Annotated in this window: 24 protein-coding genes, 1 riboswitch and 1 other annotated feature; of the genes, 22 read left to right on the forward strand and 2 right to left on the reverse strand. The window is 41.0% G+C overall.

Annotated elements, in window-relative coordinates; genetic code table 11:
- Positions 1 to 41: 41 nt before the first annotated feature.
- Positions 42 to 1,019: a biotin--[acetyl-CoA-carboxylase] ligase gene (locus tag ACYVLS_RS00060; protein WP_460319830.1), complete on the reverse strand. Its 978-nt coding sequence runs from the start codon at positions 1,017 to 1,019 to the stop codon at positions 42 to 44.
- Between the two features lie 172 nt (positions 1,020 to 1,191).
- Here ACYVLS_RS00060 and ACYVLS_RS00065 point away from each other — a divergent pair, with 172 nt between their 5' ends.
- From ACYVLS_RS00065 to ACYVLS_RS00105, 9 genes are all read left to right on the forward strand, one after another.
- Positions 1,192 to 2,895, forward strand: coding sequence for a ribonuclease J (locus ACYVLS_RS00065; RefSeq protein WP_460319832.1), 1,704 nt, complete (start codon positions 1,192 to 1,194; stop codon positions 2,893 to 2,895).
- 3 nt (positions 2,896 to 2,898) lie between these two features.
- Positions 2,899 to 3,005: riboswitch (TPP riboswitch) on the forward strand.
- A gap of 86 nt (positions 3,006 to 3,091) precedes the next feature.
- Positions 3,092 to 3,658, forward strand: a complete 567-nt coding sequence (gene thiT, locus ACYVLS_RS00070; RefSeq protein WP_460319833.1) for an energy-coupled thiamine transporter ThiT — start codon at positions 3,092 to 3,094, stop codon at positions 3,656 to 3,658.
- Between the two features lie 86 nt (positions 3,659 to 3,744).
- Positions 3,745 to 5,199, forward strand: coding sequence for a cardiolipin synthase (gene cls, locus ACYVLS_RS00075; RefSeq protein WP_460319834.1), 1,455 nt, complete (start codon positions 3,745 to 3,747; stop codon positions 5,197 to 5,199).
- Positions 5,200 to 5,385: 186 nt separating this feature from the next.
- Entirely contained in the window at positions 5,386 to 5,622 is a 237-nt protein-coding gene (locus ACYVLS_RS00080; RefSeq protein ID WP_460319836.1) for a PLDc N-terminal domain-containing protein, read from the forward strand.
- Positions 5,559 to 6,839, forward strand: coding sequence for a cardiolipin synthase (gene cls, locus ACYVLS_RS00085; RefSeq protein ID WP_460319837.1), 1,281 nt, complete (start codon positions 5,559 to 5,561; stop codon positions 6,837 to 6,839). Before ACYVLS_RS00080 ends, cls (ACYVLS_RS00085) begins: the two co-directional genes overlap by 64 nt.
- Positions 6,840 to 7,289: 450 nt before the next feature.
- Positions 7,290 to 8,456, forward strand: a complete 1,167-nt coding sequence (locus ACYVLS_RS00090; protein ID WP_460319839.1) for a betaine/proline/choline family ABC transporter ATP-binding protein — start codon at positions 7,290 to 7,292, stop codon at positions 8,454 to 8,456.
- A gap of 11 nt (positions 8,457 to 8,467) precedes the next feature.
- Positions 8,468 to 9,100 (forward strand): ABC transporter permease, encoded by a 633-nt coding sequence (locus ACYVLS_RS00095; protein ID WP_460319841.1) that lies wholly within the window; start codon positions 8,468 to 8,470, stop codon positions 9,098 to 9,100.
- Between the two features lie 18 nt (positions 9,101 to 9,118).
- The gene (locus tag ACYVLS_RS00100; protein WP_460319842.1) at positions 9,119 to 10,075 is read left to right on the forward strand and encodes an osmoprotectant ABC transporter substrate-binding protein; all 957 of its coding nucleotides are present in this window, start codon (positions 9,119 to 9,121) and stop codon (positions 10,073 to 10,075) included.
- A gap of 1 nt (position 10,076) precedes the next feature.
- On the forward strand, positions 10,077 to 10,766 hold the full coding sequence (locus ACYVLS_RS00105; RefSeq protein ID WP_460319843.1) for an ABC transporter permease: 690 nt from the start codon (positions 10,077 to 10,079) through the stop codon (positions 10,764 to 10,766).
- A gap of 35 nt (positions 10,767 to 10,801) precedes the next feature.
- Here the strand turns inward: ACYVLS_RS00105 and ACYVLS_RS00110 are convergent, their stop codons facing one another.
- Entirely contained in the window at positions 10,802 to 11,119 is a 318-nt protein-coding gene (locus tag ACYVLS_RS00110; protein ID WP_460319845.1) for a hypothetical protein, read from the reverse strand.
- 147 nt (positions 11,120 to 11,266) lie between these two features.
- On the opposite strand from ACYVLS_RS00110, the gene ACYVLS_RS00115 reads away from it, so the two are divergent.
- The 13 genes from ACYVLS_RS00115 (at position 11,267) to rpoZ (ending at position 23,335) form a co-directional block, all read left to right on the forward strand.
- Positions 11,267 to 12,136, forward strand: a complete 870-nt coding sequence (locus ACYVLS_RS00115; protein ID WP_460319847.1) for a DegV family protein — start codon at positions 11,267 to 11,269, stop codon at positions 12,134 to 12,136.
- 112 nt (positions 12,137 to 12,248) lie between these two features.
- Positions 12,249 to 12,295 (forward strand) — a sequence feature (sodium ion sensor (DUF1646 type); this cis-regulatory element may regulate processes involved in with the transportation of sodium ions).
- Positions 12,296 to 12,336: 41 nt separating this feature from the next.
- The gene (locus ACYVLS_RS00120; RefSeq protein WP_460319849.1) at positions 12,337 to 12,663 is read left to right on the forward strand and encodes a hypothetical protein; all 327 of its coding nucleotides are present in this window, start codon (positions 12,337 to 12,339) and stop codon (positions 12,661 to 12,663) included.
- Entirely contained in the window at positions 12,650 to 14,605 is a 1,956-nt protein-coding gene (locus ACYVLS_RS00125) for a V-type ATP synthase subunit I (protein ID WP_460319851.1), read from the forward strand. Before ACYVLS_RS00120 ends, ACYVLS_RS00125 begins: the two co-directional genes overlap by 14 nt.
- 41 nt (positions 14,606 to 14,646) lie before the next feature.
- Positions 14,647 to 15,123 carry a V-type ATP synthase subunit K gene (locus tag ACYVLS_RS00130; protein ID WP_460319853.1) on the forward strand — a complete coding sequence of 159 codons (477 nt, stop codon included), beginning with the start codon at positions 14,647 to 14,649 and terminating at the stop codon, positions 15,121 to 15,123.
- Between the two features lie 105 nt (positions 15,124 to 15,228).
- The gene (locus ACYVLS_RS00135) at positions 15,229 to 15,807 is read left to right on the forward strand and encodes a V-type ATP synthase subunit E family protein (RefSeq protein ID WP_460319855.1); all 579 of its coding nucleotides are present in this window, start codon (positions 15,229 to 15,231) and stop codon (positions 15,805 to 15,807) included.
- 14 nt (positions 15,808 to 15,821) lie between these two features.
- The gene (locus ACYVLS_RS00140) at positions 15,822 to 16,826 is read left to right on the forward strand and encodes a V-type ATPase subunit (protein WP_460319858.1); all 1,005 of its coding nucleotides are present in this window, start codon (positions 15,822 to 15,824) and stop codon (positions 16,824 to 16,826) included.
- Complete coding sequence (locus tag ACYVLS_RS00145) at positions 16,816 to 17,127, forward strand: V-type ATP synthase subunit F (RefSeq protein WP_460319860.1); 312 nt, start codon at positions 16,816 to 16,818, stop codon at positions 17,125 to 17,127. Before ACYVLS_RS00140 ends, ACYVLS_RS00145 begins: the two co-directional genes overlap by 11 nt.
- Positions 17,128 to 17,139: 12 nt before the next feature.
- On the forward strand, positions 17,140 to 18,924 hold the full coding sequence (locus tag ACYVLS_RS00150; protein ID WP_460319862.1) for a V-type ATP synthase subunit A: 1,785 nt from the start codon (positions 17,140 to 17,142) through the stop codon (positions 18,922 to 18,924).
- Positions 18,917 to 20,293 (forward strand): V-type ATP synthase subunit B, encoded by a 1,377-nt coding sequence (locus tag ACYVLS_RS00155; protein ID WP_460319864.1) that lies wholly within the window; start codon positions 18,917 to 18,919, stop codon positions 20,291 to 20,293. The genes ACYVLS_RS00150 and ACYVLS_RS00155 overlap by 8 nt, the downstream gene beginning before the upstream one ends.
- Before the next feature lie 5 nt (positions 20,294 to 20,298).
- A complete protein-coding gene (locus ACYVLS_RS00160) occupies positions 20,299 to 20,931 on the forward strand; it encodes a V-type ATP synthase subunit D (protein WP_460319866.1) in 633 nt (210 codons plus the stop codon).
- Between the two features lie 121 nt (positions 20,932 to 21,052).
- Positions 21,053 to 22,414 carry a patatin-like phospholipase family protein gene (locus tag ACYVLS_RS00165; RefSeq protein ID WP_460319868.1) on the forward strand — a complete coding sequence of 454 codons (1,362 nt, stop codon included), beginning with the start codon at positions 21,053 to 21,055 and terminating at the stop codon, positions 22,412 to 22,414.
- A 91-nt stretch (positions 22,415 to 22,505) separates the two neighbouring features.
- Entirely contained in the window at positions 22,506 to 23,123 is a 618-nt protein-coding gene (gmk, locus tag ACYVLS_RS00170) for a guanylate kinase (protein WP_460319870.1), read from the forward strand.
- Positions 23,123 to 23,335, forward strand: a complete 213-nt coding sequence (gene rpoZ / locus ACYVLS_RS00175) for a DNA-directed RNA polymerase subunit omega (RefSeq protein WP_460319872.1) — start codon at positions 23,123 to 23,125, stop codon at positions 23,333 to 23,335. The genes gmk and rpoZ overlap by 1 nt, the downstream gene beginning before the upstream one ends.
- The last annotated feature ends 108 nt before the right edge of the window (positions 23,336 to 23,443 follow it).

Genomic DNA, 23,443 nt, shown 5'->3' on the forward strand with positions numbered 1-23,443 from the left:
CCCCTTAGTTCAGACGATTGCCGAACTAAGGGGATTTTTAGTTAAATATATGAATGTATGCCGCGAATAGAAAAGTCAAGGGTTCTTAAGGGCGTCAGCTTTGCTTCATCATTGTACTGGACAACCAACTCACCTGAGGCGTTGATGTCTCGTACATGAGCCAAACGAGAACTCTCACCGCTTCTTACAACTATTTCTTTACCTAGCATGACTGAAGCCTCTTTGCATAAGCGAATAAAGTCTGAACTGTCATTTTTCAACTGCCAGCTGCGATAAAATGTGTCAAAAGAGCTGAGAAAATCGCTAATGAGATGATTTGGATCAATGTGTTTTTGAGTTTCAATCAGCAGAGAGGTTGCCTTGTCAGAGAGCGCAGGGTTTATGTCATCTGCAGCTAAAGAGGTATTAATACCGACCCCTACTACAACCCCCTCTAAATCTGAGCCACAGTAAGAGGTTTCGGTCAATATGCCTGCGAGTTTCTTACCGTCCACAATAACATCATTTGGCCATTTGATTTGAGCAGAAACATAGGGAGCTAGTGCCTGTACGAGAGCCGCCGCTGCTAATTGAGTAAAGAGAACAGTCTGCTCACCAGACATGTCAGGTTTTAGAACTAAAGACAATGTCACTGCAGAACCGATAGGAGATTGCCATTCTCGACCTAATCGGCCTTTACCTTTATATTGGTAATCAGTTAATAGAACCGTCCGATCTGAAAGTTCTGATAGATTTTTGAGGGCTTCAGTATTGGTTGATTCAATACGAGGGTAAAAGAGCGTCGTATATAAAAAATTTCGTTCTTTAAGCTTTGCCTTTACTATGGACTGACTAATCATGGGAGTAGATAAGGCGACAGTGGATTCAGTAACCTCCAGCGGGTAGCCTAAATCAATGAGTTCATGAAGCATTTCGCAAATGTCCGACGTTGAAAGCGACAGTTCATCAGCAAAGTTGCTAATGGGGTAAGGGGTTGAATTATTCAGTTTTATCATTTCCAATAGTTTAGTTTGGGACAACACAGTAACCTCCAGATATATAAGTTCAGCTAGAGCCAGTATACCGGATAAGTAGGCATTTGCCTATATCTGTGCTATACTAAATGAAGTAAACTAATGAACGGATAGTTACATAGGTGAAAAATACTATAAATAAAATGCTTTAAAAAAGCGTATTAGAGGTGGAAAAATAGTGAGTAATATTAAGATTATTCCTCTTGGAGGAGTAAGAGAGAACGGAAAAAACTTATATGTCATAGAATCTGGTGACGATATATTCGTTTTGGACTGCGGGCTGATTTATCCAGAGGATGAACTGTTTGGAATCGATGCAGTTATACCAGATTTCACATATCTGGAGGAAAATAAAGACAGAATAGCCGGTGTATTTCTAACACACGGACACGAAGATGCCATTGGCGCGCTGCCATACTTCTTGGATACATTCCAGGTGCCAGTATTTGGTTCGGAACTAACGATAGCATTGGCCAAGCTTTTTGTGGAAAAATCAAGTTTCAATCCTTCATTTGAAGATTTTCATGTTATAGATGAACACACTGAAATTGACTTTAATGGGACATCCGTCAAGTTTTTCCGTACAACCCATACAATCCCGGACTCCATGGGAATAGCCGTGCACACATCGGAAGGTAACATCGTGTACACAGGGAACTTTAAGTTTGATCAAAGTGCTCAGGATATGTATCATACTGACTTGTCTCAGCTCGCCGATTTAGGTAAAGAGGGCGTCTTAGCTGTTTTAAGTGATTCAGGAGAAGCTGAAAGTATCGCTGAAAACGTTTCGGAAAAGAAAGTACAGGAAGAAGTGCTCGATATTTTCCAGGAAACGAGCAGTCGCATCATCGTCGCTGCAGTTGCCAGCAACATTTTAAGAATTCAGCAAGTCTTAAATGCTGCACACCGGTCAGGTAGAAAGGTCTTCATTACAGGTAAAAATCTGGAAGATATTCTGACTACTGCAATGGAACTGGATAAGCTGACTTTGCCGGATGACAATTTGATTGTTCCCGTTGATACAATTGAGAAGTATGACGATAATGAAATTCTTATTTTAGAAACGGGTTCAGCTGGTGAACCAATTAAGACGCTGAACAGAATGGCCACTCAAAACCATGATCAGGTTAATATAAAAGATGGCGACCTTGTCTTCATAGCAACAAGCCCTTCGACAGCAATGGAAGTTATGGTAGCTGAAACGGAGAATTTAATTTATAGAGCTGGGGCAACAGTTATAAAACTATCCGGCAATCTAAAAGCCTCCGGCCACGCCACACCGAACGATCTGCAGCTATTAATCAATCTGTTGAAACCGACTTATTTCATACCAATTCAGGGAGAATACCGTATGCTGGCCGCTCATGCTGCTTTGGCTAATGAGACCGGCATTCCTTACCCAAATATCTTTATTTTAAGTAATGGAGATGTTGTGAGTTATTCAAAAGGTAAAATGAAACAAAGCGGTCAAGTTCCAGCTGATAATACTTTAATTGATGGCATTGGTATTGGAGATATTGGAAACATCGTTTTGAGAGACAGACGACTTCTATCAGAAGACGGTATTTTTGTAGCTGTTGTAACAATCGATAGAAAGAAACAGAAAATTGTTTCTGATCCGCATATCGTTACTCGTGGTTTTGTCTTCGTTAAAGAAAGCCAGGATCTTATTAATGAGTCGACAGATATTGTCAGAAACATTGTGAAGAAGAATTTGAAACACAATGACTTTGATTGGGGATCTATCAAACAGGATATACGGGAAGGCTTGAATACTCATTTATTCAGAAAAACGAAGAGACGACCGATTATTCTACCAGTTATCATGGAAGTCAATCAAAATAGACGTTTTAAAAATAAAATTTCATGGTATTATTGTTAACAGATACTGTACTAGGGGAGTCAATGTGATTGGCTGAGAGTGAACTTGAAGTTCAGACCCTTTGAACCTGTACGTTCATGCGTGCGTAGGAAGAGTACTTAATTTTAGACAATAATGCAAGGCTTTTTAGCCTGCTCTCAGTATGTCTTTCACACTCCTCCCTAGTTCAGTTGAAAACTAGAGGAGGAGTTTTTTTATGCAAAATAAGCAATTGAGAATATATTTAGAGGGAACATTATTTGCTGCTTTGGCAATGGTTCTATCATGGATACCCTCAGGAATTGGATCATCCTACAGTGTGTCACTCGGTATGATACCCTTGACCTTTTACGCTATCAGACGCGGCTTGAAACCTGGCATATTTGCCGGCTTTTTATGGGGAGCACTGCATTTTGTAACCGGATCAGTGTATATGCTGAATGTCTATCAGGTTATTATCGAATACACAATTACGTATGCGAGTATTGGACTGGCCGGATTTTATTCGAAAGAAATTATCAGTAACATTCAGTCGAATGCTAGCAGAAAAGTATCTGTTTATTTGATTCTTGCAGTATTCGCGGGTGCACTGGGCCGGTATTTCTGGCATTTTATTGCCGGCTGGATATTCTGGGGTGACTATGCACTCTGGGGATTTAATGCCTTTGCTTTTTCACTGGTGATGAACGGCTTGAGCATGGTTTCGACAGCAATTGTGACAATAATTGTTCTCCTTATGCTCTACAAACGTTCACCGCTTGTCTTTATCCCTAAAACTAAATAGCTGTTTTGATTAAACTTAGTGGACAGATTGACAAAAGCTAATGTAAACTTAAAGAAATAATCCTCGATGGGGTAAGGAAGGTAGTCATGTCAATTTTAAGTTCACTATTCTGGGGGTTTATTTTCTTAAACTCGGCATTAGCCGTCTTCACTGTGTTTAGAGAAAAGGAAAGAGACATAGCGGCCATCTGGGCCTGGTTACTGGTCATCACCATGCTGCCAGTATTTGGCTTTATCATTTATCTGTTCTTAGGCAGAAAAATTTCTCGTGAATCAATTTTTGATCTTCAGAGTCAGGAAAAAATTGGCTTGCCGCAGTTAGTCGAGTCTCAGAAAAAACTGATAGAATCCGAAAACCTTGATGTCCCAGAGTCAGCTTACCAGGACAAGACGTTTGAAATGGTTCGTTTATTCCTGGAGAGTAATGATGCCGTCTTGACAAAAGGCAACAAAGTGGAGATCATCTCGGACGGAGAAGACAAATTTGAAAGATTGATTAGGGATATAGAGAAAGCGGAGCACCATATTCACGTCACGTACTATATTTTCAGAGGCGATGACATCGGTCTGAGGTTATTGAATGCGCTCGAAGAAAGAGCGAAACAGGGGGTTGAAGTAAAAGTCCTGTACGATCCGGTTGGAGCTAGAGTACTGGGCAAACATTTCTTTGATCGACTAAGGACTTGTGGTGGAGAAGCGGAGCCGTTTTTCGGGTCTCGTTTTTTCCTGATTAACTTACGCCTCAATTATCGAAATCACCGGAAAATTGTCGTCATTGATGGAACCGTTGGCTATACTGGCGGATTCAACGTTGGCGATGACTACTTAGGCTTGTATGAAGACATGGGCTACTGGAGAGATACGCATTTGAGAATTGAAGGAAATGGGGTTCTGTCTCTTCAAACACGTTTCTTGATGGACTGGAATGCTTCTGCCAAAGACAGAACCGTTGAATACAAAGAATCATACTTCCCGTTTTCTTCATTAAAAGGATCAACGGATATGCAGATAGTGTCCAGTGGTCCAGATGATGAAGTACACGCCATCAAAAAGGGCTTTATCAAGATGATTAGTATGGCCAAGGAGACTGTGTTAATTCAGACACCCTACTTTATTCCAGACGAAGCCTTAATGGAAACAATCAAGGTAGCTATTTTATCAGGTATTGATGTAAAGGTCATGATTCCCAATAAACCGGATCATCCCTTTATCTACCGAGCCACGCTTAGTTACGCAGAAGAACTGATTAGAAGTGGTGCAGAGGTTTATATTTATGACAAAGGCTTCCTGCATTCAAAAGCTATCGTAATAGATGGAGAAATCGTATCCATAGGAACAGCTAACTTTGATATTCGAAGTTTCAAACTTAATTTTGAAGTAAACGCCTTTATTTATGACCGTTATCTGGCTAAGAAACAAGTGGAATTATTTAAGAAAGATTTGCACGATTCTTACAGTCTGACAAAAGAAATGATTGCGGATTATTCTAAATGGGAAATATTCAAGCAGCAGTTCAGTCGACTCTTTTCTCCAATTCTATAAGAAAGTCGAATAGTTTGCGGCAGGTGGACGACGGGGTGCTTAGGCATCGGCAGTCGTCCATTTCTTCTTACATAGTTGTTTGTCGGAAAACTTGGTCTTACCACATGAAGTGTGAAAAAAGCTGAAAACTCACCGATTTTTCTTTATCAATCGGTTTAAATAAAACAACCTAAAAAGGAGAAGCGCATGAGAATAGTTTTGGCTATCGTAATCGGAATCGTAATACTCAACACAGGGCTGGCATATTACATAGTATTCAGTGAAGACAGGCGCGATACGGCTGCAAGCTGGGCTTGGCTGCTTGCGCTGATATTGTTTCCCGGATTCGGAATAGTTGCATTCTGTTCTTTGGAAGAAAATTGTCTCGCATCTCTATTTTTGATCAGAAAATTCTGGAAGACACGGGCTCATCACAACTTGTAGCAAAACAGAAAAAGCTGATAAAAACAGAGAGTCTTTCTGTGCCGGAGACTGTAAATCAAGGAAAGCCATATGATCTAATTAGTCTGCTAATGGAAAGCAATCAGGCTCCATTGACCAAAGGAAACAACCTCTCGATTATTGATGACGGTGAAGATAAAATGAACCAGCTGATTAGAGATATCAGAGCAGCAAAGCATCATATTCACATGATTTATTTCATCTTTCGAATGGATGATGTCGGCATTAAGGTTCTGCAGGCTTTAGAAGAAAGAGCTGCACAGGGCGTTAAAGTTAAACTGCTATACGAACCTGCCGGAGCAAGAGCTATGAGAAAAGGTTTTATTGATCGTCTGCAAAGTCTGGGAGGAGTGGCTGAGCCGTTTTTTGCTTCTGGACTGATTCCAGTCAACTTCAGGACTAACTTTAGAATGCACCGTAAAATTGCTGTACTGGACGGCAAGATTGGGTATACTGGTGGATTTAATATAGGTGATGATTATCTGGGGCTGTATGAGAATATGGGATACTGGAGAGACACCCATCTTAGAATCGAAGGAAATGCAGTAAAAACATTGCAGAGTCGCTTTTTCATGGACTGGAATGCCGCAGTCAGTTACCACACACTGGCTTATTCTGACAGCTATTTCCCGGATAGTTCAGGAATAGGAGAAAGTCATATTCAAATCGTGTCCAGCGGACCGGACGATACTTCTGAGGCGATAAAAAAAGGCTTTATCAAAATGATCAGTATGGCGAAAAAATCAATCTATATTCAGACCCCGTATTTTATCCCGGATGAGGGATTGATGGAGGCCATAAAAATAGCAATAATGTCTGGCGTTGATGTTAAAGTGATGATTCCAAACAAGCCTGACCATCCCCTGATATATCGTGCCACGTTGAGTTTTGTAGGGGAACTCATAGAGCTAGGTGCACAGGTCCTAGTCTATGATAAGGGCTTTATGCACTCCAAGACACTTGTCATTGATGAAGAACTGCTGTCTATTGGTACGGCTAATTTTGACATTAGAAGCTTTCGCCTGAATTTTGAAATAACTGCTTTTATCTATGACAAACAGCAGGCACAGAAACAGGTTGAATTGTTTAATAAAGATTCTGACCATTCACACAATCTGACTATGCAGATGATTAAAAGTATCGGTAAAAAGGAGAAAATGAGAAGGCAGATCAGCAGACTTTTTTCTCCTATATTATAACTAACTTATAAGCTGCACGGCTCTATTGAAGATAACGATTATCTCTAATAGGAACGTGCAGCTTTCACATTTAAAGGAATAAAAGACGACAAAAATAATAATATATGCATTTTAATGTAAGCCTATTCATTCTTGCTCTGATGCTTCAGGCTGGCGTATTTCTAACCATTTGCATTTACGTAATCTTTCTGTAATAATAATAGAGTACTTAAAAAATGCATCTTTATGTAAGTTTGATTGCATGTAGTTGCTAAAAGAAACTAAAAGCATACCAATTAACAGAGGTCAATGCTAATGCTACAAAACATATATATATCTTATGAATTGAGTCTGTATGGATGAAATTAGGTGGAGCAAGTCCACTTTTATTATTATCATGCAGTATTTTTTATGAGTAAGACTAAGAGACGTATCACCACTAATAGATAGAACAGTAAAGGAGAAGAGAATATGATTGAATTTAAAAATGTATCAAAAGTTTATGAAGATGGAACGAAGGCAGTTGATGATATTTCTTTAACAGTTAATAAGGGTGAATTTGTCGTCCTTATTGGAACTTCTGGAAGTGGTAAGACAACAACTATGCGAATGATTAACCGCATGATTGACTCAACATCTGGAGAAATCTTAATTGATGGAAAGAATATTAAAGATGAAAATGCAGTCGAATTGAGACGAAAGATTGGTTATGTTATACAGCAAACCGGTTTAATGCCGCATATGACTGTGTACGAAAATATTGTTATGGTGCCCAAACTGCTTAAATGGGAAAAGGAGAAAATGCGTGAGACAGCTGAGCGCCTTCTCGAAAAAGTGGATATGGGGACAGAATTTCTGGACCGCTACCCTCAGGAACTTTCAGGTGGCCAGCAGCAGCGTATAGGTGTTATTAGGGCGCTTGCCGCTAATCAGGATATTATCCTTATGGATGAGCCGTTCGGCGCGCTGGACCCGATTACGCGAGACGCTCTACAGGAGCTGGTTAAACACCTTCAGGAAGAAATGGGACGCACTGTAGTCTTTGTAACGCACGATATAGATGAAGCGCTGAAACTGGCAGATAAGATAGCCATCATGTCTGAAGGCAAAATCATTCAATATGACACACCTGATAATATACTGGCTAACCCCGCAAACGAATTTGTCGAAAGCTTCCTTGGCGAAGACCGACTGCAGCAGCGTTCAACTATGCAGACAGTGGATCAGGTTATGGTTAAAAAACCAATTACTGTTACCTATGACATGACACTGGGGGATGCTATTCGAGTCATGCGGGATAATAGAGTAGATACTTTATTTGTAACGGATAGTGACTATGTGCTGCAGGGTGTTGTCGATTTCGAAGCAATCAATAAAAATCGACAGAAAGCATTGACTGTTCAGGAAATTATGAAATACGTTTATTACGTCAAATCAGGAACATTATTAAGCAGTGTAGCCGATAAAATGCTCAAGCGTGGATATAAGAATATTCCGGTGGTTAATGAAGACGGCAAACTGGAAGGACTCGTCACCAGAGCCTCTTTAGTCGATATTGTATTTGATACAATCTGGGGCGATGATGAAGAGGTCGAAAGCATTCCTCTTGAGAAGACAGAACTGAAAGAAACTGAATAGGAGGAAAGATAATGGTAGAGTTTTTAAACAATAATGGCTCTCAAATGATGCGGTTAATCTGGGAACATTTATATATTTCACTTACTGCATTAGGGCTGGGTGTCATTGTGGCTGTACCGCTGGGTATAGCTCTGACACGTACGAATAAAATTGCTACAGTCGTTATAGGTTTAGCTTCTATTTTACAGACAGTGCCTTCTTTGGCTCTGCTGGCACTGATGATTCCTTTTTTTGGAGTGGGTCCGGTTCCGGCAATAATAGCATTGTTCATATACTCGCTGCTGCCAATTTTGAGAAACACGTATACGGGTATGAAAGGTGTCAATCCCTCACTAGTCGATGCAGCAAAAGGGATGGGAATGACTGAGATGCAGCTGGTTAAGAAGGTTGAACTGCCACAGGCTGCACCAGTTATTATGGCAGGTATTCGTCTTTCTGGTACTTACGTTATTGCCTGGGCAGCACTGGCATCCTTTATCGGTGCAGGTGGATTAGGAGACTTTATATTTAACGGTCTTAACCTATTTATTCCCGAACTGATTATAGGGGGAACAATTCCTGTTACTATTCTAGCATTAGCGGTAGATTTTGGATTGGGGAGACTGGAAAAAATGGTTACCCCAAGAAATCAACTGGCAGACTAAGAGAAGGGCTGATATAAAATGAATGTAAAAAATAAAATGAAAATAGCCGCTCTGTCAACAACTGCGGTTTTCACCACAGCATGTTCTCTGCCTGGCTTAGGAGCAGGGGTGGCTGAAGAAGGGAATATAACCATCGCAACCCAATCGTCTACCGAGATGGTCATTCTTGGCTATATTGTTCAGGGAATGGTCAATCACTACTCAGAAATCAGTGCAGATGTTATTCAGAACCTTGGATCGTCGACTATGGTTAATCAGGCACTTGTTCAGGGAGACGCAGATGTTGCTGCAGCAAGCTATACGGGTACAGCCTTAACAGGTGAATTAGGAATGGATCCAATTACTGATCCCGATGAGGCTAGAGCGGCAGTAACAGAAGGCTTTAAAGAACAGTACAACATCAAGTACTACCCATCATATGGTTTTGAAAATACCTATGCTTTTCTAGTTACACGCGATCTCGCTGAGGAAAACAATCTGGAGACTATCAGCGATTTAGGACCTATAGCTGATGATTTGGTAGCTGGGGTTGACAATTCCTGGATGGAACGAGAAGGCGATGGCTACCGGGCGTTCCTGCAGACATACGAATTTGATTTTGACACAGTTTATCCAATGGAAATCGGACTGGTTTATGATGCAGTCCAGTCTGGAAATATGGATGTTGTATTAGGTTATTCAACTGACGGCAGAATTGCCAGCTATGACCTGGTATTTCTGGAAGATGATTTGAATTTCTTCCCGCCTTATGATGCCAGCCCATCAGCTTTGTACGAAACTATCGAAGAGTTTCCTTTGCTGGATGAGATATTACTGAAAATGGAAGGCATCATTGATACGGAAGTGATGCAGGAAATGAACTTTATCTCAGATGAGTATTTAATCGAACCTGCGACTGTGGCACGTGAATTTTTAGAAGCGAATAATTACTTTGAAGACAGCGAACCATATCTCGAACCAGTAGGGGGGAAATAGAATGCTTAATATAGAGGGTTTAGAAGAATTAACTCAAATGAACATGCTTCAGCAGCTGGTATATTATGTACAGCAGAACACGCCCTACTTGTGGGAACAGTTTGTTCGTCACTTTCTGATTTCCATATATGGCGTTCTCTTCGCTGCAATAGTGGCCATACCGCTTGGTTTTTATATTGCCCGTCATAGTAAATTGGCAGACTGGGTAGTGGGCGCAGCGAATGTCATTCAGACTATTCCATCACTTGCGATGTTGTCCATCTTGATGCTTGGCTTTGGTATTGGAGTCAATACAGTCATTGTTACTGTATTTCTGTATTCTTTATTGCCGATTGTCAAGAACACGTATGCTGGTGTTAAAAATGTCGACCACGCACTCATGGATGCCGGAAAAGGGATGGGTATGACAAGATGGCAGCTCACTTACAAAGTTGAACTGCCTATGGCCCTATCCGTTATCATGGCAGGACTCAGAAATGCCTTGGTTGTTGCCATTGGTGTAACAGCTATTGGTACATTTATCGGAGCCGGTGGACTAGGGGATATTATCCAAAGAGGGGTGAATGCTTCTCAAGGAGGAGCAATTATTCTTGCCGGAGCCATACCGACAGCTTTAATGGCTATCATAGCCGATTTAGTTCTGGCCTGGCTGGAAAAAAGGCTGGACCCGTCAAGTCATAGAAGGAAATAGAAAAAACTCTTCAGGATTAATCCTGAAGAGTTTTTTTAGGCTAATCTGACATGTCTGATGTCTTTAGCATTTAATAGAAAAGTCGTACGATTGGATAAGGTTTTTAATATAATTTGAGTGGAATAGGGAGAAAATTCTGCTGTTCCCATGTATTCGTTAATCTGCTGAGAATGAGTGGTAGGGTTAACTTGTATGATAATTTTTTTCTTGTGTTTGACGGCCTGTTTAAGAAAGATTTGAAGCTGCTCCTTAGGCATTTGAGGCTGGACTCGAGAAAACTCTGTGAATAAAGAGCCATATCCTTTTTTAAACACCTGAAGTATACTTTGTTTTTCACTCGCTAATTTACTCATGTTTGCCTCCCCGAACATATGTTACCTTTATTATACCGAACGAACATTCATTCGTCAAATAGTTTTAAAAAACTTATCGATTGTATTTCTATTTCAGTATGTAATAAGTATAATAAGAGAGTAATCATGAAAAGGAGTGGGAGATACATGGACTATCAGTTAATTACAGATTCTTGTAGTGATTTACCATTAGAACTAGTAGAAAAGTATAATTTAGATATTATAAACTTTACTATTAATATAAGCGGAGAAGATCTTGTTGATGATATGGGAAAGACCTTCAATAAAACGTCTTTTTTCCAGCGTTTAAAAAACGGAGAATCAGCGACCACTTCCCAGGTCAATGTTCACGCCTATATTGAAAAGTTCAAGCAATATGTTGATCAAGGCATACCGGCAGTCTATCTGGCTTTTTCATCAGCTCTGACAGGGTCGTTTAATAATGCGCTGCAGGCAAAAAGCATACTGGAAGACGAGTACGATCATGTCGATTTAACTATTATCGACACAAAAGCGGCTAGTCTAGGAGAAGGGCTGCTTATTTATGAGGCAGCTGTACGAAAAGAACAAGGCTATACGAAAGACGAATTGATTCAGTGGGTTGAAGACAACAAACTAAACTATCACTCCTGGGTCACAGTGGATGATATCAAGCACCTTCAACGGGGAGGGCGGATATCCGCTACAGCAGCTACAGTCGGGTCATTACTCAATGTCAAGCCCATCATTGTCATGAACCCTGAAGGCAAACTCGTTCCAGTAGCAAAAGTACGGGGGCGCAAGAAATCCATTAATTACCTGATTGACCAGACAGTCAAGAATATTAAAGAAGAAGCTAAGCACCCAGTCTTTATCGGACACGTTGGTGTGCCGGAAGAAGCAGAATATATCAAGGAACAGCTCCAGGAGAGAATTGAAGCACCTGAAATTATCGTATCAAGCTATGGTCCGACTGTAGCGGCGCATACCGGATTCGGATCCTTGGCAGTATTCAGTTACAGTGATAAAAGAGAGTAATGTCAACGGCTGTCTTCTGATAGACGAGCTATTCTGCAGAGATATTCAAGTTGACACTAATTTTAAGAGTGTGCTATTATAAATCTTGTTAGTATATCAATTATAGAAATACGGTTGGGCGTAAGCTTTCAAGGTTGATTTCTTCTAGGGCGAGAAGAAAGCTTGTTAGCTGCGCCTTTTTTGTTGAAAGGGGGAGAAAAATGAATCGTGAAGCTATCAATTATGTTAAAGAAGCTGAAGCACGGGTAGATGAGTTACGGGCAAATACCAATAGAGAAATAAAAGAAATAAAGGAAAACAAAGATGCTCAGATTGAAAAGATTAAAGAACAGACAGATCAGCAGCTTTCCTCTTATCAGAAAGAGCAGGATCAAGAGGTGGACCAAATGCTTTCAGAAGACGAAAAAACATTCGAGAAGCAGGTTGAATCTGAGGTTCAACGGTTTAATGAATTCTTTGAATCAAAGAAAGAAGTTCTAGCCAATCGAGTAGCAGAGGAGGTATTGCGTCGATATGGCCATAGCTAAAATGAAAAAGCTTACTTTATTATCGGAACATCAGAATAAAGAGAGCATTTTAAAAAGTGTACAGGAAATGCAGAGTCTGGAAATTATTCCTTTGAAAGGCAAACTTGAAGAGGAATTATATGAAGAGTTTGATTTGTCAGAAACAGAGACATCACAGTCCGATAGGCAAGCCACACTTCAGGATATAGAGTACTCACTCACTTTCCTGAAAAACTATGTGGAACGACCTGGATTGTTTGAGAAACTTAAAGCTAAAAGAGAAGTCTTTACTCTGGAAGCTCTGGAAACACATGTCGAAGGAGCAGGAATTGAAGCGCTTCTTGAAAAAGTTTCGGCTAAAGAAAAACAGTTGAATAAAATGGATGAACAGTTGAAAGAGTTAAGCCAGGAAGAGTCTTTCTTAAGAAAATGGCGCGGCCTGAGTTTTCATCCTGAAGAAACAGAATCATTTAAACTGATGCATGTGTCAATTGGTTCTGTTGATAAAGAGCACGCTGAGCCTTTGGTGGATAAATTTAAAGAAAACGGTAAGATCTATTTTGATGAAATCTACCGCCGAAGTGATGAGGTTGCTTTCCTTATTATTCTTCCAAAAGAGGAAAAGGACAATTTCAGTCGGCTGACCGGTCAGTTCAGCTTCAGAGAATTGGATTATCCTTTTGATGTTCTTCCAGAAGATGCCCTGTACAAGAATCTGAATGCACAGAAAGAGCTGAAGGAAGAAAAACAGTCGGTAATTAAGGATTTAACGCAATGGAAGACAGAGTACCGTGATTTGGAACTGGCAGAAGAGTATTATTATAACTTGTCAGCGCGTGAAACGGCACATGACTTGCTGATTGACAGTGCGCATCTGTTTCTCCTTACCGGTTGGGTAGAAGAAGAAAAAGTCTCTAATTTGAAGGCTAATATTCATCAGTCAGTTGGCGAAGATGCTGTAGCAATTTTAACTGATGATATTTTGATGAAAGAATACGAAGAAGTACCGGTTGTTCTTAAAAACAACAAACTAATCAAGCCGTTTGAGATGATTACGGAAATGTTCAGCTTCCCTAAATACAATGGAGCAGATCCAACACCACTGATGATGCCGTTCTTCATGATATTCTTCGGTATGATGAGTGCTGATCTGGGATATGGACTGTTACTGTTTGGAGTCACACTCTTTGCACTGAAATCATTTAATATCGAGGGTGGCGCTGGAAACTTCATTAAGTTTCTTCATACATTATCGTACCCTACAATGGCATTTGGGATATTTTTCGGTAGTTTCTTCGGTGTTGAACTGCCTATTCAGGTGTTCTCACTCCAGGATGACGTACTTGAAATTATGGCCTTATCTGTTGTACTTGGTCTGATACAGCTCCTGTACGGTTTAGTGCTGAACGGAATGCTTAAGAGTCGTCAGGGACAAAGAGCATCATCTTATGCGGATGGGTATGCATGGTTCCTCATGCTGATAGGTTTTATTCTCTGGGTAGGCGGAAGTCTGCTTCTGGATATGCCTTTGCTGTCACAGATAGGTATTGGCTTAGTTGCTCTTAATGCATTAGGAATATTAGTGGTATCAGCTATTTCAAGTTCTAACAAAGCGTTAGGCTTAGGACTGGGTGCGTATAACCTTTACGGTATTTCCGGTTACGTCGGAGACATTGTCAGTTATACTCGTCTGATGGCCTTAGGTGTAGCGAGTGCAAATATTGCCATGGCATTTAACATGATTATCGGTTTCCTGCCTCCTATTGCCCGTTTTACAGTCGGCATACTGATCATCGTTGCCTTGCACACTCTGAATATCGCGTTGACATTCCTGAGTGCTTACGTGCATACGTCACGACTGCAATATGTTGAATTCTTCGGTAAATTTTACGAAGGCGGAGGAAAACCTCTGACACCACTTAAAGCACTTGAAAAACATGTGTGGATGGAAGACAATAATTAATTTATAAACTATAAAAATACAACTAATGGAGGAATAATATAATGAGTAACTTTGGACTGTTTTTTGGAGATAATTTAGGATTTGTTTTCGGAGCAATTGGTGTGGCACTGGCTGTCATTTTATCAGGAATCGGATCGTCAAGAGGTGTTGGTTCAGCAGGGGAAGCGGCTGCCGCTTTAACTAAAGAACAACCGGAAAAATTTGGTCTGGCATTGGTTCTACAAATGCTGCCGGCTACACAGGGACTTTACGGTTTCGTTATCGGACTGCTTATCATTATTAACTTGACTACAACTTTAGATGTTTCTACTGGCTGGTACTATTTAATGGTTGGTCTGCCGGTTGGATTTACCGGTCTAACTTCAGGTACTCTACAGGGCCGTGTATCAGTTGCAGCTATGCAGATTTTAGCTCAGAAACCAGAACACACAACTAAAGGGATTATTTTCTCAGCGATGGTAGAAACGTACGCTATCTTAGGTTTCGTTACTTCCTTGATGATGATTATCTTTATGTAATAAATGACTGAAAGGAATTTAGCTTAAATGTATAGACTGTGTGTCTTTAATTACATCAGTTGAATTCCTTTGTTTCATTTTAATACTCTGAACAGGAGGGAAACCATGGCGGACTTGAAACTATTAACTGAACGGGTAGTCGAAAAAGAAAAAGCGGCTATGCGAAAAGAGATTGAAGAAGCAAAAATACAAGCTGAAGATGAGCTGCAGGCTGTCGAAGCTGAAGAGGTACAGAAGCGTGGTCGCTTGAAAGAAGAAATAAAAAATAAAGCGGACCAGCGTTACACCATTAAGAAAAATACACTTGAAATTAAAAGAAGAAATGAAGTGCTTGCTGCAAAGCAGGAGATTCTTAATGCCGTTTTTGAAGAAGCGAACAGAAAGCTTGATACTTTGAATGAAGCGGACTTTAAGACTTTCACACTGGGTGCCTTGAACCAGTTTGACGAGGGCAGTGCAGTTACCATGAAATTGGGTACCAAATCTGCAGCAGCTTTTGATAGAAGTTGGGTAAACGCTCTATCTGACAAAAAACTGACTGTTCGTATGTCTGAAGAAACAGTTGCCAATCAGTCAGGCTTCATTATTGAAAAAGATGGTATTGATTATAACTTCTTGTTCAGTAATTTAGTGGAAGATGCAAGAATGGATATATTACCGGAAATTTCAAAAGAATTATTTTAGGGAGGAGAATGATAATGAAAGATACCTTATATGGATCAAGTAATGTTCTCATACGTATTTATGAGAATGATCTCCTCACTCGAGCTCAATTTGAAAGAATGCTATCTGCTGCAACGTTCGATGAGGCAGTAAATGTTCTTAGGGAAACACCTTACCGTAACGATGTCGACAGAATCAGAGAAGATAAAGATTACGACTCAATGTTTATGCATGAATTAAATCAGACGTTTGAAGAGTTGTTCAAAATTGTTCCGAATAAAGAGCTGATTGAATTAACGGGTCTGAGGTATGCCTATCATAACTTAAAGGTATTGTTCAAAGAAGAATTTACAGATCAGGAACTGGATCATCTCTTGATACCCATTGGACGCTACCCTATCTCTGAATTGCGTCAGGCGGTACGGACAGGCGAGTCTGAAGAACTGTCGGAAGAATACATGGAATCCATTAATGAAGTGCTTGAAGACTATAACCAGTACCAGAATGTTCAGGCAGTGGATATTATCCTGGACAGACGTTACTTCACACACCTGAGACTGCTGGCTGATCAGACAGGGGAAGAGGACGTTCCTGAACTGATTGAAACGTTTATTGATTACAATAACTTCTCTACACTGATACGAGGCATGAAGCAGGGGAAAACAAGAAACTTCCTCTATACAGTGCTTTCAAGTTCTGGTTCTATTCCAAAAAGTGATTTGCTGGAAATAGCAGAGAACGGACACCAGTATGCAGTAAACTATTTTAGATCTACCGATTTCCGAAAACTGATGGAACAAGCATTTGATAAAGAGTCAGGAGAATTTTCAACAGTCAAAGTTGACTTTGTAACGGACAATGCCTATATGGAAAAGATGCGCGATGCTCATCTGAAATCTTTTGGCCCAATGCCGGTCCTGGCATATATTTATGCCAAGGAGATTGAAGTAAAGAACCTGCGCCTTATCTTGTCTGGAAAAGAGAACGGTGTTTCTCAGGAAGCTATAAGAGAAAGGATGCGACTGAATTATGCCAAGTAAAATAGGAGTTGTAGGCGACAAAGACTCTGTTCTTGCTTTCAAAATGATTGGATTTTCAGTGTTCTTTGCCTCTGAAGCTAAAGAGACGCGTCGGATTATTGACAATTTAGCTGACAAAAATTATGGAGTGATTTATCTGACAGAACAGCTGGCAGAAATGATTCCAGAAACGATTAAACGCTACGACGCAAAAATGAAACCTGCCATCATTTTGATCCCTAACCATGCAGGGTCACGCGGCATAGGTAAACAGCGCGTGCAGGAAAATGTCGAGAAAGCTGTGGGTCAAAATATTTTATAGGAGGGTACGAATTTGAGTAAAGGAACAATTGTGAGTGTTTCCGGACCACTGGTAACTGCAAGTGGGATGGAATCAGCGAACATACAAGATATCTGCCGTGTCGGACGTTTAGGTCTAATCGGTGAAATTATTGAGATGAGAGATGACGTAGCATCAATTCAGGTTTACGAAGAAACATCAATGGTCGGACCTGGAGAAGAAGTAGAAACTACCGGAGAAGCGCTGTCTGTTGAACTGGCGCCGGGAATGATTTCACAGATGTTTGATGGTATTCAACGTCCTCTTGATGAATTTATGGAAAAAACAGCGAGTAACTTCCTTGAACGAGGAATGACAATCAAGCCGCTGAATCGCGATAAAAAATGGGACTTTACAGCTCTAGTTGAAGCCGGTACAGATGTTAGTGCGGGTGATATTATTGGAACGGTTCAGGAAACCAATGTTATCGAACACCGTATCATGGTGCCTTTTGGAATGGAAGGAAAGATCAAGTCCATTTCAAGTGGAACGTTTACTATCGATGAACCATTGTATGTTCTGGAAACAGAAACTGGTGACGAAGAACTGACCATGATGCAGAAATGGCCGGTACGTCGAGGCCGTCCGATTAAGACGAAATTAAATCCTGAAGAACCACTGATTACTGGTCAGCGTGTTATCGATACACTGTTCCCAGTTGCAAAAGGTGGAGCGGCAGCTGTTCCCGGTCCTTTCGGAGCAGGTAAAACGGTTGTTCAGCACCAGATTGCTAAGTGGGCAGATGTGGACCTGGTTGTCTATGTCGGCTGCGGTGAACGCGGAAACGAAATGACCGACGTTATCAACGAATTCCCAGAATTGATTGATCCGAATACAGGCGAGTCGATCATGGCCCGTACTGTGCTGATTGCGAATACATCCAATATGCCGGTTGCTGCCCGTGAAGCCTCTATCTACACAGGTATTACTATTGCCGAGTACTTTAGAGATATGGGTTATTCAGTGGCGATTATGGCGGATTCTACATCCCGTTGGGCGGAAGCACTTCGTGAGATGTCCGGCCGTCTGGAAGAAATGCCGGGAGATGAAGGGTATCCAGCTTATTTAGGTTCTCGATTAGCTGAATACTATGAACGTGCCGGTAAAGTTGTTACACTCGGTTCAACCGAGCGTCTAGGAAGCATTACAGCTATCGGAGCAGTATCCCCTCCAGGAGGAGATACATCAGAGCCCGTTACTCAAAACACTTTACGTGTAGCCAAAGTATTCTGGGGACTGGATAGCTCGCTGGCTCAGCGTCGTCACTTCCCATCTATTAACTGGTTGAACTCTTATTCACTGTACAGTAACGACATGAATAAATTTGTCGGTAAAAAGCTGGACGTGGACTGGGATGGTATGGTTACGCATGCAAAAGCCCTGCTGCAGGATGAATCGGAACTGCAGGAAATTGTTCGTCTGGTTGGGGTAGAATCACTATCTGAAAAGGACCGCTTGAAGCTGGTCGTTGCACGTATGCTGAGAGAAGATTACCTCCAGCAGAATGCTTTTGATGATGTGGATACCTACACCTCTCGAAACAAGCAGTATGAAATGATGCAGACGATTTTATACTTCGAAGAACAGAGCATTCGTGCGATGGATCTTGGTTCTTACTATGATGAAATTATCAAGGGAACAGAAGATGTCAGAGAGCGTATCGGACGCATGAAGTATATCAGCGAAGATGAGTTGACTAAGATTCAGGAAATCAGAACGAAAACAAAAGATGACATTCAAACAGTACTTGAGAAAGGTGGTGTAGAATCAGATGCTTAAGGAATATAAAACAGTAACCGAAGTTGTCGGTCCGCTGATGACCGTTCAGGGTGTTGAAGGGGTTAAGTTTGATGAACTGGTTGATATTGAATTGCAGACCGGTGAGCGCAGACGAGGACAGGTTCTTGAAATTAATGGCGACAAAGCTGTCGTTCAGTTATTTGAGGGCTCTACTGGAATCAACCTGCAGGACACGAAAGTTCGCTTTTTAGGAAAACCTCTCTCGCTGGATGTATCTGAAGATATGATTGGCCGAACATTCGATGGAATGGGACGCGTAAATGATGGTGGGCCTAACCTGATTCCGGAAAAAAGTCTGGATATCAACGGGATGGCTATCAACCCGATTGCCCGTGATTATCCGGATGAATTCATTCAGACCGGTATTTCCACAATCGACCACTTGAATACATTAGTACGAGGACAGAAGTTGCCCGTATTTTCTGGTTCTGGATTGCCTCATAAAGAATTGGCTGCACAGATTGCCCGACAGGCAAGTGTTACAAATGCAGATGAGAAATTTGCCGTTGTGTTCGCTGCTATCGGGATTACATTCGAAGAAGCGGAATTCTTCATGAATGACTTCAAGGAAACCGGAGCGATTGACCGCTCGGTTGTATTCATTAACTTGGCGGATGACCCGGCGATTGAGCGTATTGCCACACCGAGAATGGCTCTGACTGCTGCTGAGTATCTGGCTTTCGAAAAAGATATGCATGTTTTAGTTATTATGACAGACATGACGAACTATGCCGAGGCGCTTCGTGAAATCTCAGCTGCCCGACGTGAAGTTCCTGGACGCCGTGGGTATCCCGGATACTTGTATACTAACCTGGCAACCTTATATGAGCGTGCAGGACGTCTTGAAGGAACACAGGGGTCAGTTACACAGATTCCTATTCTGACAATGCCTGAGGATGACATTACACATCCAATTCCTGATTTGACTGGTTACATTACAGAGGGCCAGATTATCCTATCAAGAGAACTGTATAACCAAGGGTACCAGCCTCCAATTGATGTATTGCCATCCTTGTCACGTTTGAAAGATAAAGGAACCGGTGAAGGGAAAACACGAGGCGATCACGCCCCTACGATGAACCAGATTTTCTCCGCTTATGCTCAAGGTAAAGAAGCGAAAGAACTGTCTGCCGTTTTAGGTGAAGCTGCCTTGTCCGATACGGATAGAAGCTATGTGGCCTTTACCAATAAATTTGAAAAAGAATACGTCAATCAGGGGAATTACACGAACCGTTCAATTCAGGAAACACTGGATCTAGGATGGGACCTGCTTAAAGTACTGCCGCGTGCAGAACTGAAACGTATTAAAGATGACATGCTGGACAAATACTTGCCAAAAGGAGAGTGAGGTAAATGGCTAAATTAGATGTCAACCCCACTCGTATGGAGCTGGCCAAGCTTAAGAAAAGACAAAGCTTGGCAACCCGAGGGCATAAACTGCTTAAAGATAAACAGGATGAGTTAATGCGTCAGTTTATTCTATTGATTAGAAAAAATAATGAGTTGAGAATTCAAGTAGAAGAAAAACTTGAAAAAGCCATGCAGTCCTTTGCGATGGCCAAATCATTACTTCATGAAAATTATATTGAAGAACTGATGGCTGTACCCAGCCGTAGTGTATCTTTAAATATTGACCGCAAGAACATCATGAGTGTTCGTGTGCCACAGATGAACTTTCATTACGAAGGCGGGCAGGGTGACTCAAGTGAGATTAGCTATGGGTATTTAAACTCGAATGGCGAACTGGACTTGACGTTTGACTATCTGGTTGATGTCATGCCGGCTATGCTTGAACTGGCAGAAATTGAGAAAACATGTCAGTTGATGGCCAATGAGATTGAAAAGACCAGACGAAGAGTTAACGCGCTTGAATACATGACCATTCCGCAATTGGAAGAAACCATCTACTTTATTCAGATGAAGCTGGATGAAAGTGAACGTTCAGCCATAACGCGTCTGATGAAAGTCAAGGATATGGGACATTAATCATATAATTCAAGGTAGAAGGGACGAGCTTAATCGCTTGCCCTTCTATTTTGTTATTCATGCTGCTTTATAGCGCTGCCGTAATTAGTTATACTATTAGTATGAGAAGGGTGGTTAAGGTATGACTGATCGGTTCTTTGACGCATCAAGCAAAAGACGGGCACTGGTATTTGGTGGAGGCGGGGCCAGAGGATCTTTTGAAATCGGCGTATGGCGGGCTTTAGATGAACTGGGCTATTATCCTGACGTAGTAACGGGGACCTCTGTCGGTGCTCTCAATGGTGCCCTTTATATTTTGGGCAATCTGGAAGAGGCAGAACAGATGTGGAAAAGAATTGAAACAGATAATATTTTTGACATCCAAGTGCCTTTGACTATCGAAAGTTTTAAAGACTACCGGCGGACGATGACAGGGTTCTTAATAAAAATTATCCGAAACAAGGGAGTCAGCTCCAGGCCTCTGGAGGAATTAATTCACCACTACTTAAATGATGAACTGGAAATACGGAAAAGTCCGATAACGTTTGGTTTGTCCACCACCAATTTCAAAACGAGAAAGATTGAATATTATTTTCTGGAAGATATTCCTTACGGTAGACTGAATGACTATCTTATTGCCAGTTCGGCGATGTTTCCTGCGATTCAGATGAAAACAATAGATGGTACCCCTTATGTGGATGGAGGCTATATCAACAACATCCCTGTCAATATGGCACTGGACAAGAAACCAGACCAGATTATTATTGTCGATGTTAAAGGTCCGGGTCTGATTAAATATGACTACCGCCTAGAAGATACTGATGCACTATGGATACGAACCAAATGGCCGCTTGGAGACATGCTTCTATTCGACAAAAACAGAACAGAGATTAATATAGAGCTGGGATATTTGGAAACGGTAAAACTGGCCAGGCCGGAGCAGTATACTGGCTTATGGTACACATTCACTCGTGAAGAAATCGAACAGGAGAACAAGTGGTTCTATACAGCTCTAAATGAACTGTTGGAAGGCAAGCGTTCTGAAAAAGTCGCTCATTACATTGAAGAAGAACGGCATCAGCTCCTTCTTCTAAAAGAATTATCGAGCCGCTGGGAAAAAACAATTTCGGAAAAGAATCTGCTAGTAGCCTTGACTGAATTGTCCGGGAAACTCTTCAATATGAGGCCGGATAAGCTTTATTCCATAGATGATTTTCAGCAGGAACTATTGGAGAGAGTAGATAAAATTAAAAGTGAGGACTTTGCTGATCCGATTGAAGAACTCAAGCCTGTTTATGTTTTAAGTGGAACAGAATGGACAGAAGAATTTTTAGAAACCTTACCGTTTATATCCAATCGGCGACTGGTTATTGAATTATCGTCTCAAATAGAAAAAGATGAAATAAACTGGAATCATCCGCTTTACCGCTTTTTCATCCGTACCAGACCGTATCCCTTTGCCTTGGCCATATATATTCGTTACCTCAGAAGAAAAGTGAGCTAATTCTTAAAAAATAGATTTCTCTTTTAAGTTTAAATATGGTAGAATTGAGGATAAGTTTTCAAGGACAGATTGTGTTGGGAAGGAAGTACAGATGAACGATAGAGGATTATTGATAGTCTTATCTGGACCTTCAGGTGTTGGAAAAGGGACAGTCAGAAAAGCTATTTTTGAGAATTATTCCAATGAATTTGATTATTCCATTTCAATGACTACGCGTAAGATGCGTGAAGGTGAAGTTGAAGGAGTCGACTATTTTTTCAGGTCAAAAGAAGCATTTGAAAAGCTAATCGAAGAAGACGGCCTGCTGGAGTATGCTGAATATGTAGGGAACTATTATGGAACACCTTTAGACTACGTCAATCAGACACTTGACGAGGGCAGAGACGTTTTTCTTGAAATAGAAGTCCAAGGCGCTCTGAAAGTCAGAGAAAAAATGCCGGAAGGAATCTTCATATTCCTGTCGCCACCTGACTTGGACGAACTGAAGTCCCGTATAGTCAACCGGGGTACAGACAGTGATGAAATGATAGAAAAGCGTATGCATAAAGCAGCAGAAGAATTGAAATTGATACAATATTATGACTATGTTGTTGAGAATGATACTGTTGAAAACGCTGCGCGTAAAATCAGAAATATAATTGAGAGCGAGCATCTGAAAGTTACTCGTAACCTTAAAGAATATGCAGAACTAATAGAGGAGATGGAATAATGCTTTTATACCCTTCACAGGACGATTTATTAAAAAAAATTGATTCAAAATATTCACTTGTTATTTTAGCAGCCAAACGTGCTAAAGTTCTTCACGACACACCATCGGCACAAATGCTCGACAGTTATCAAAGCAAGAAAAATGTCGGAAAAGCCCTTGAAGAAATTAAATCAGGCGACTTAGTTATTAATCCTGACAGTTTATCCAAATAAAAAGACAGCCTCTGTTCACGAGAACAGTTAAAGTGAAATTGCTTTGACTGTTCAGGTACAGAGGTTTTTTCTAGTTGTTAAAAGGCCTTAAGAGGGTAAAGACATTAC

It is taken from the genome of Alkalibacterium psychrotolerans (assembly GCF_054784355.1).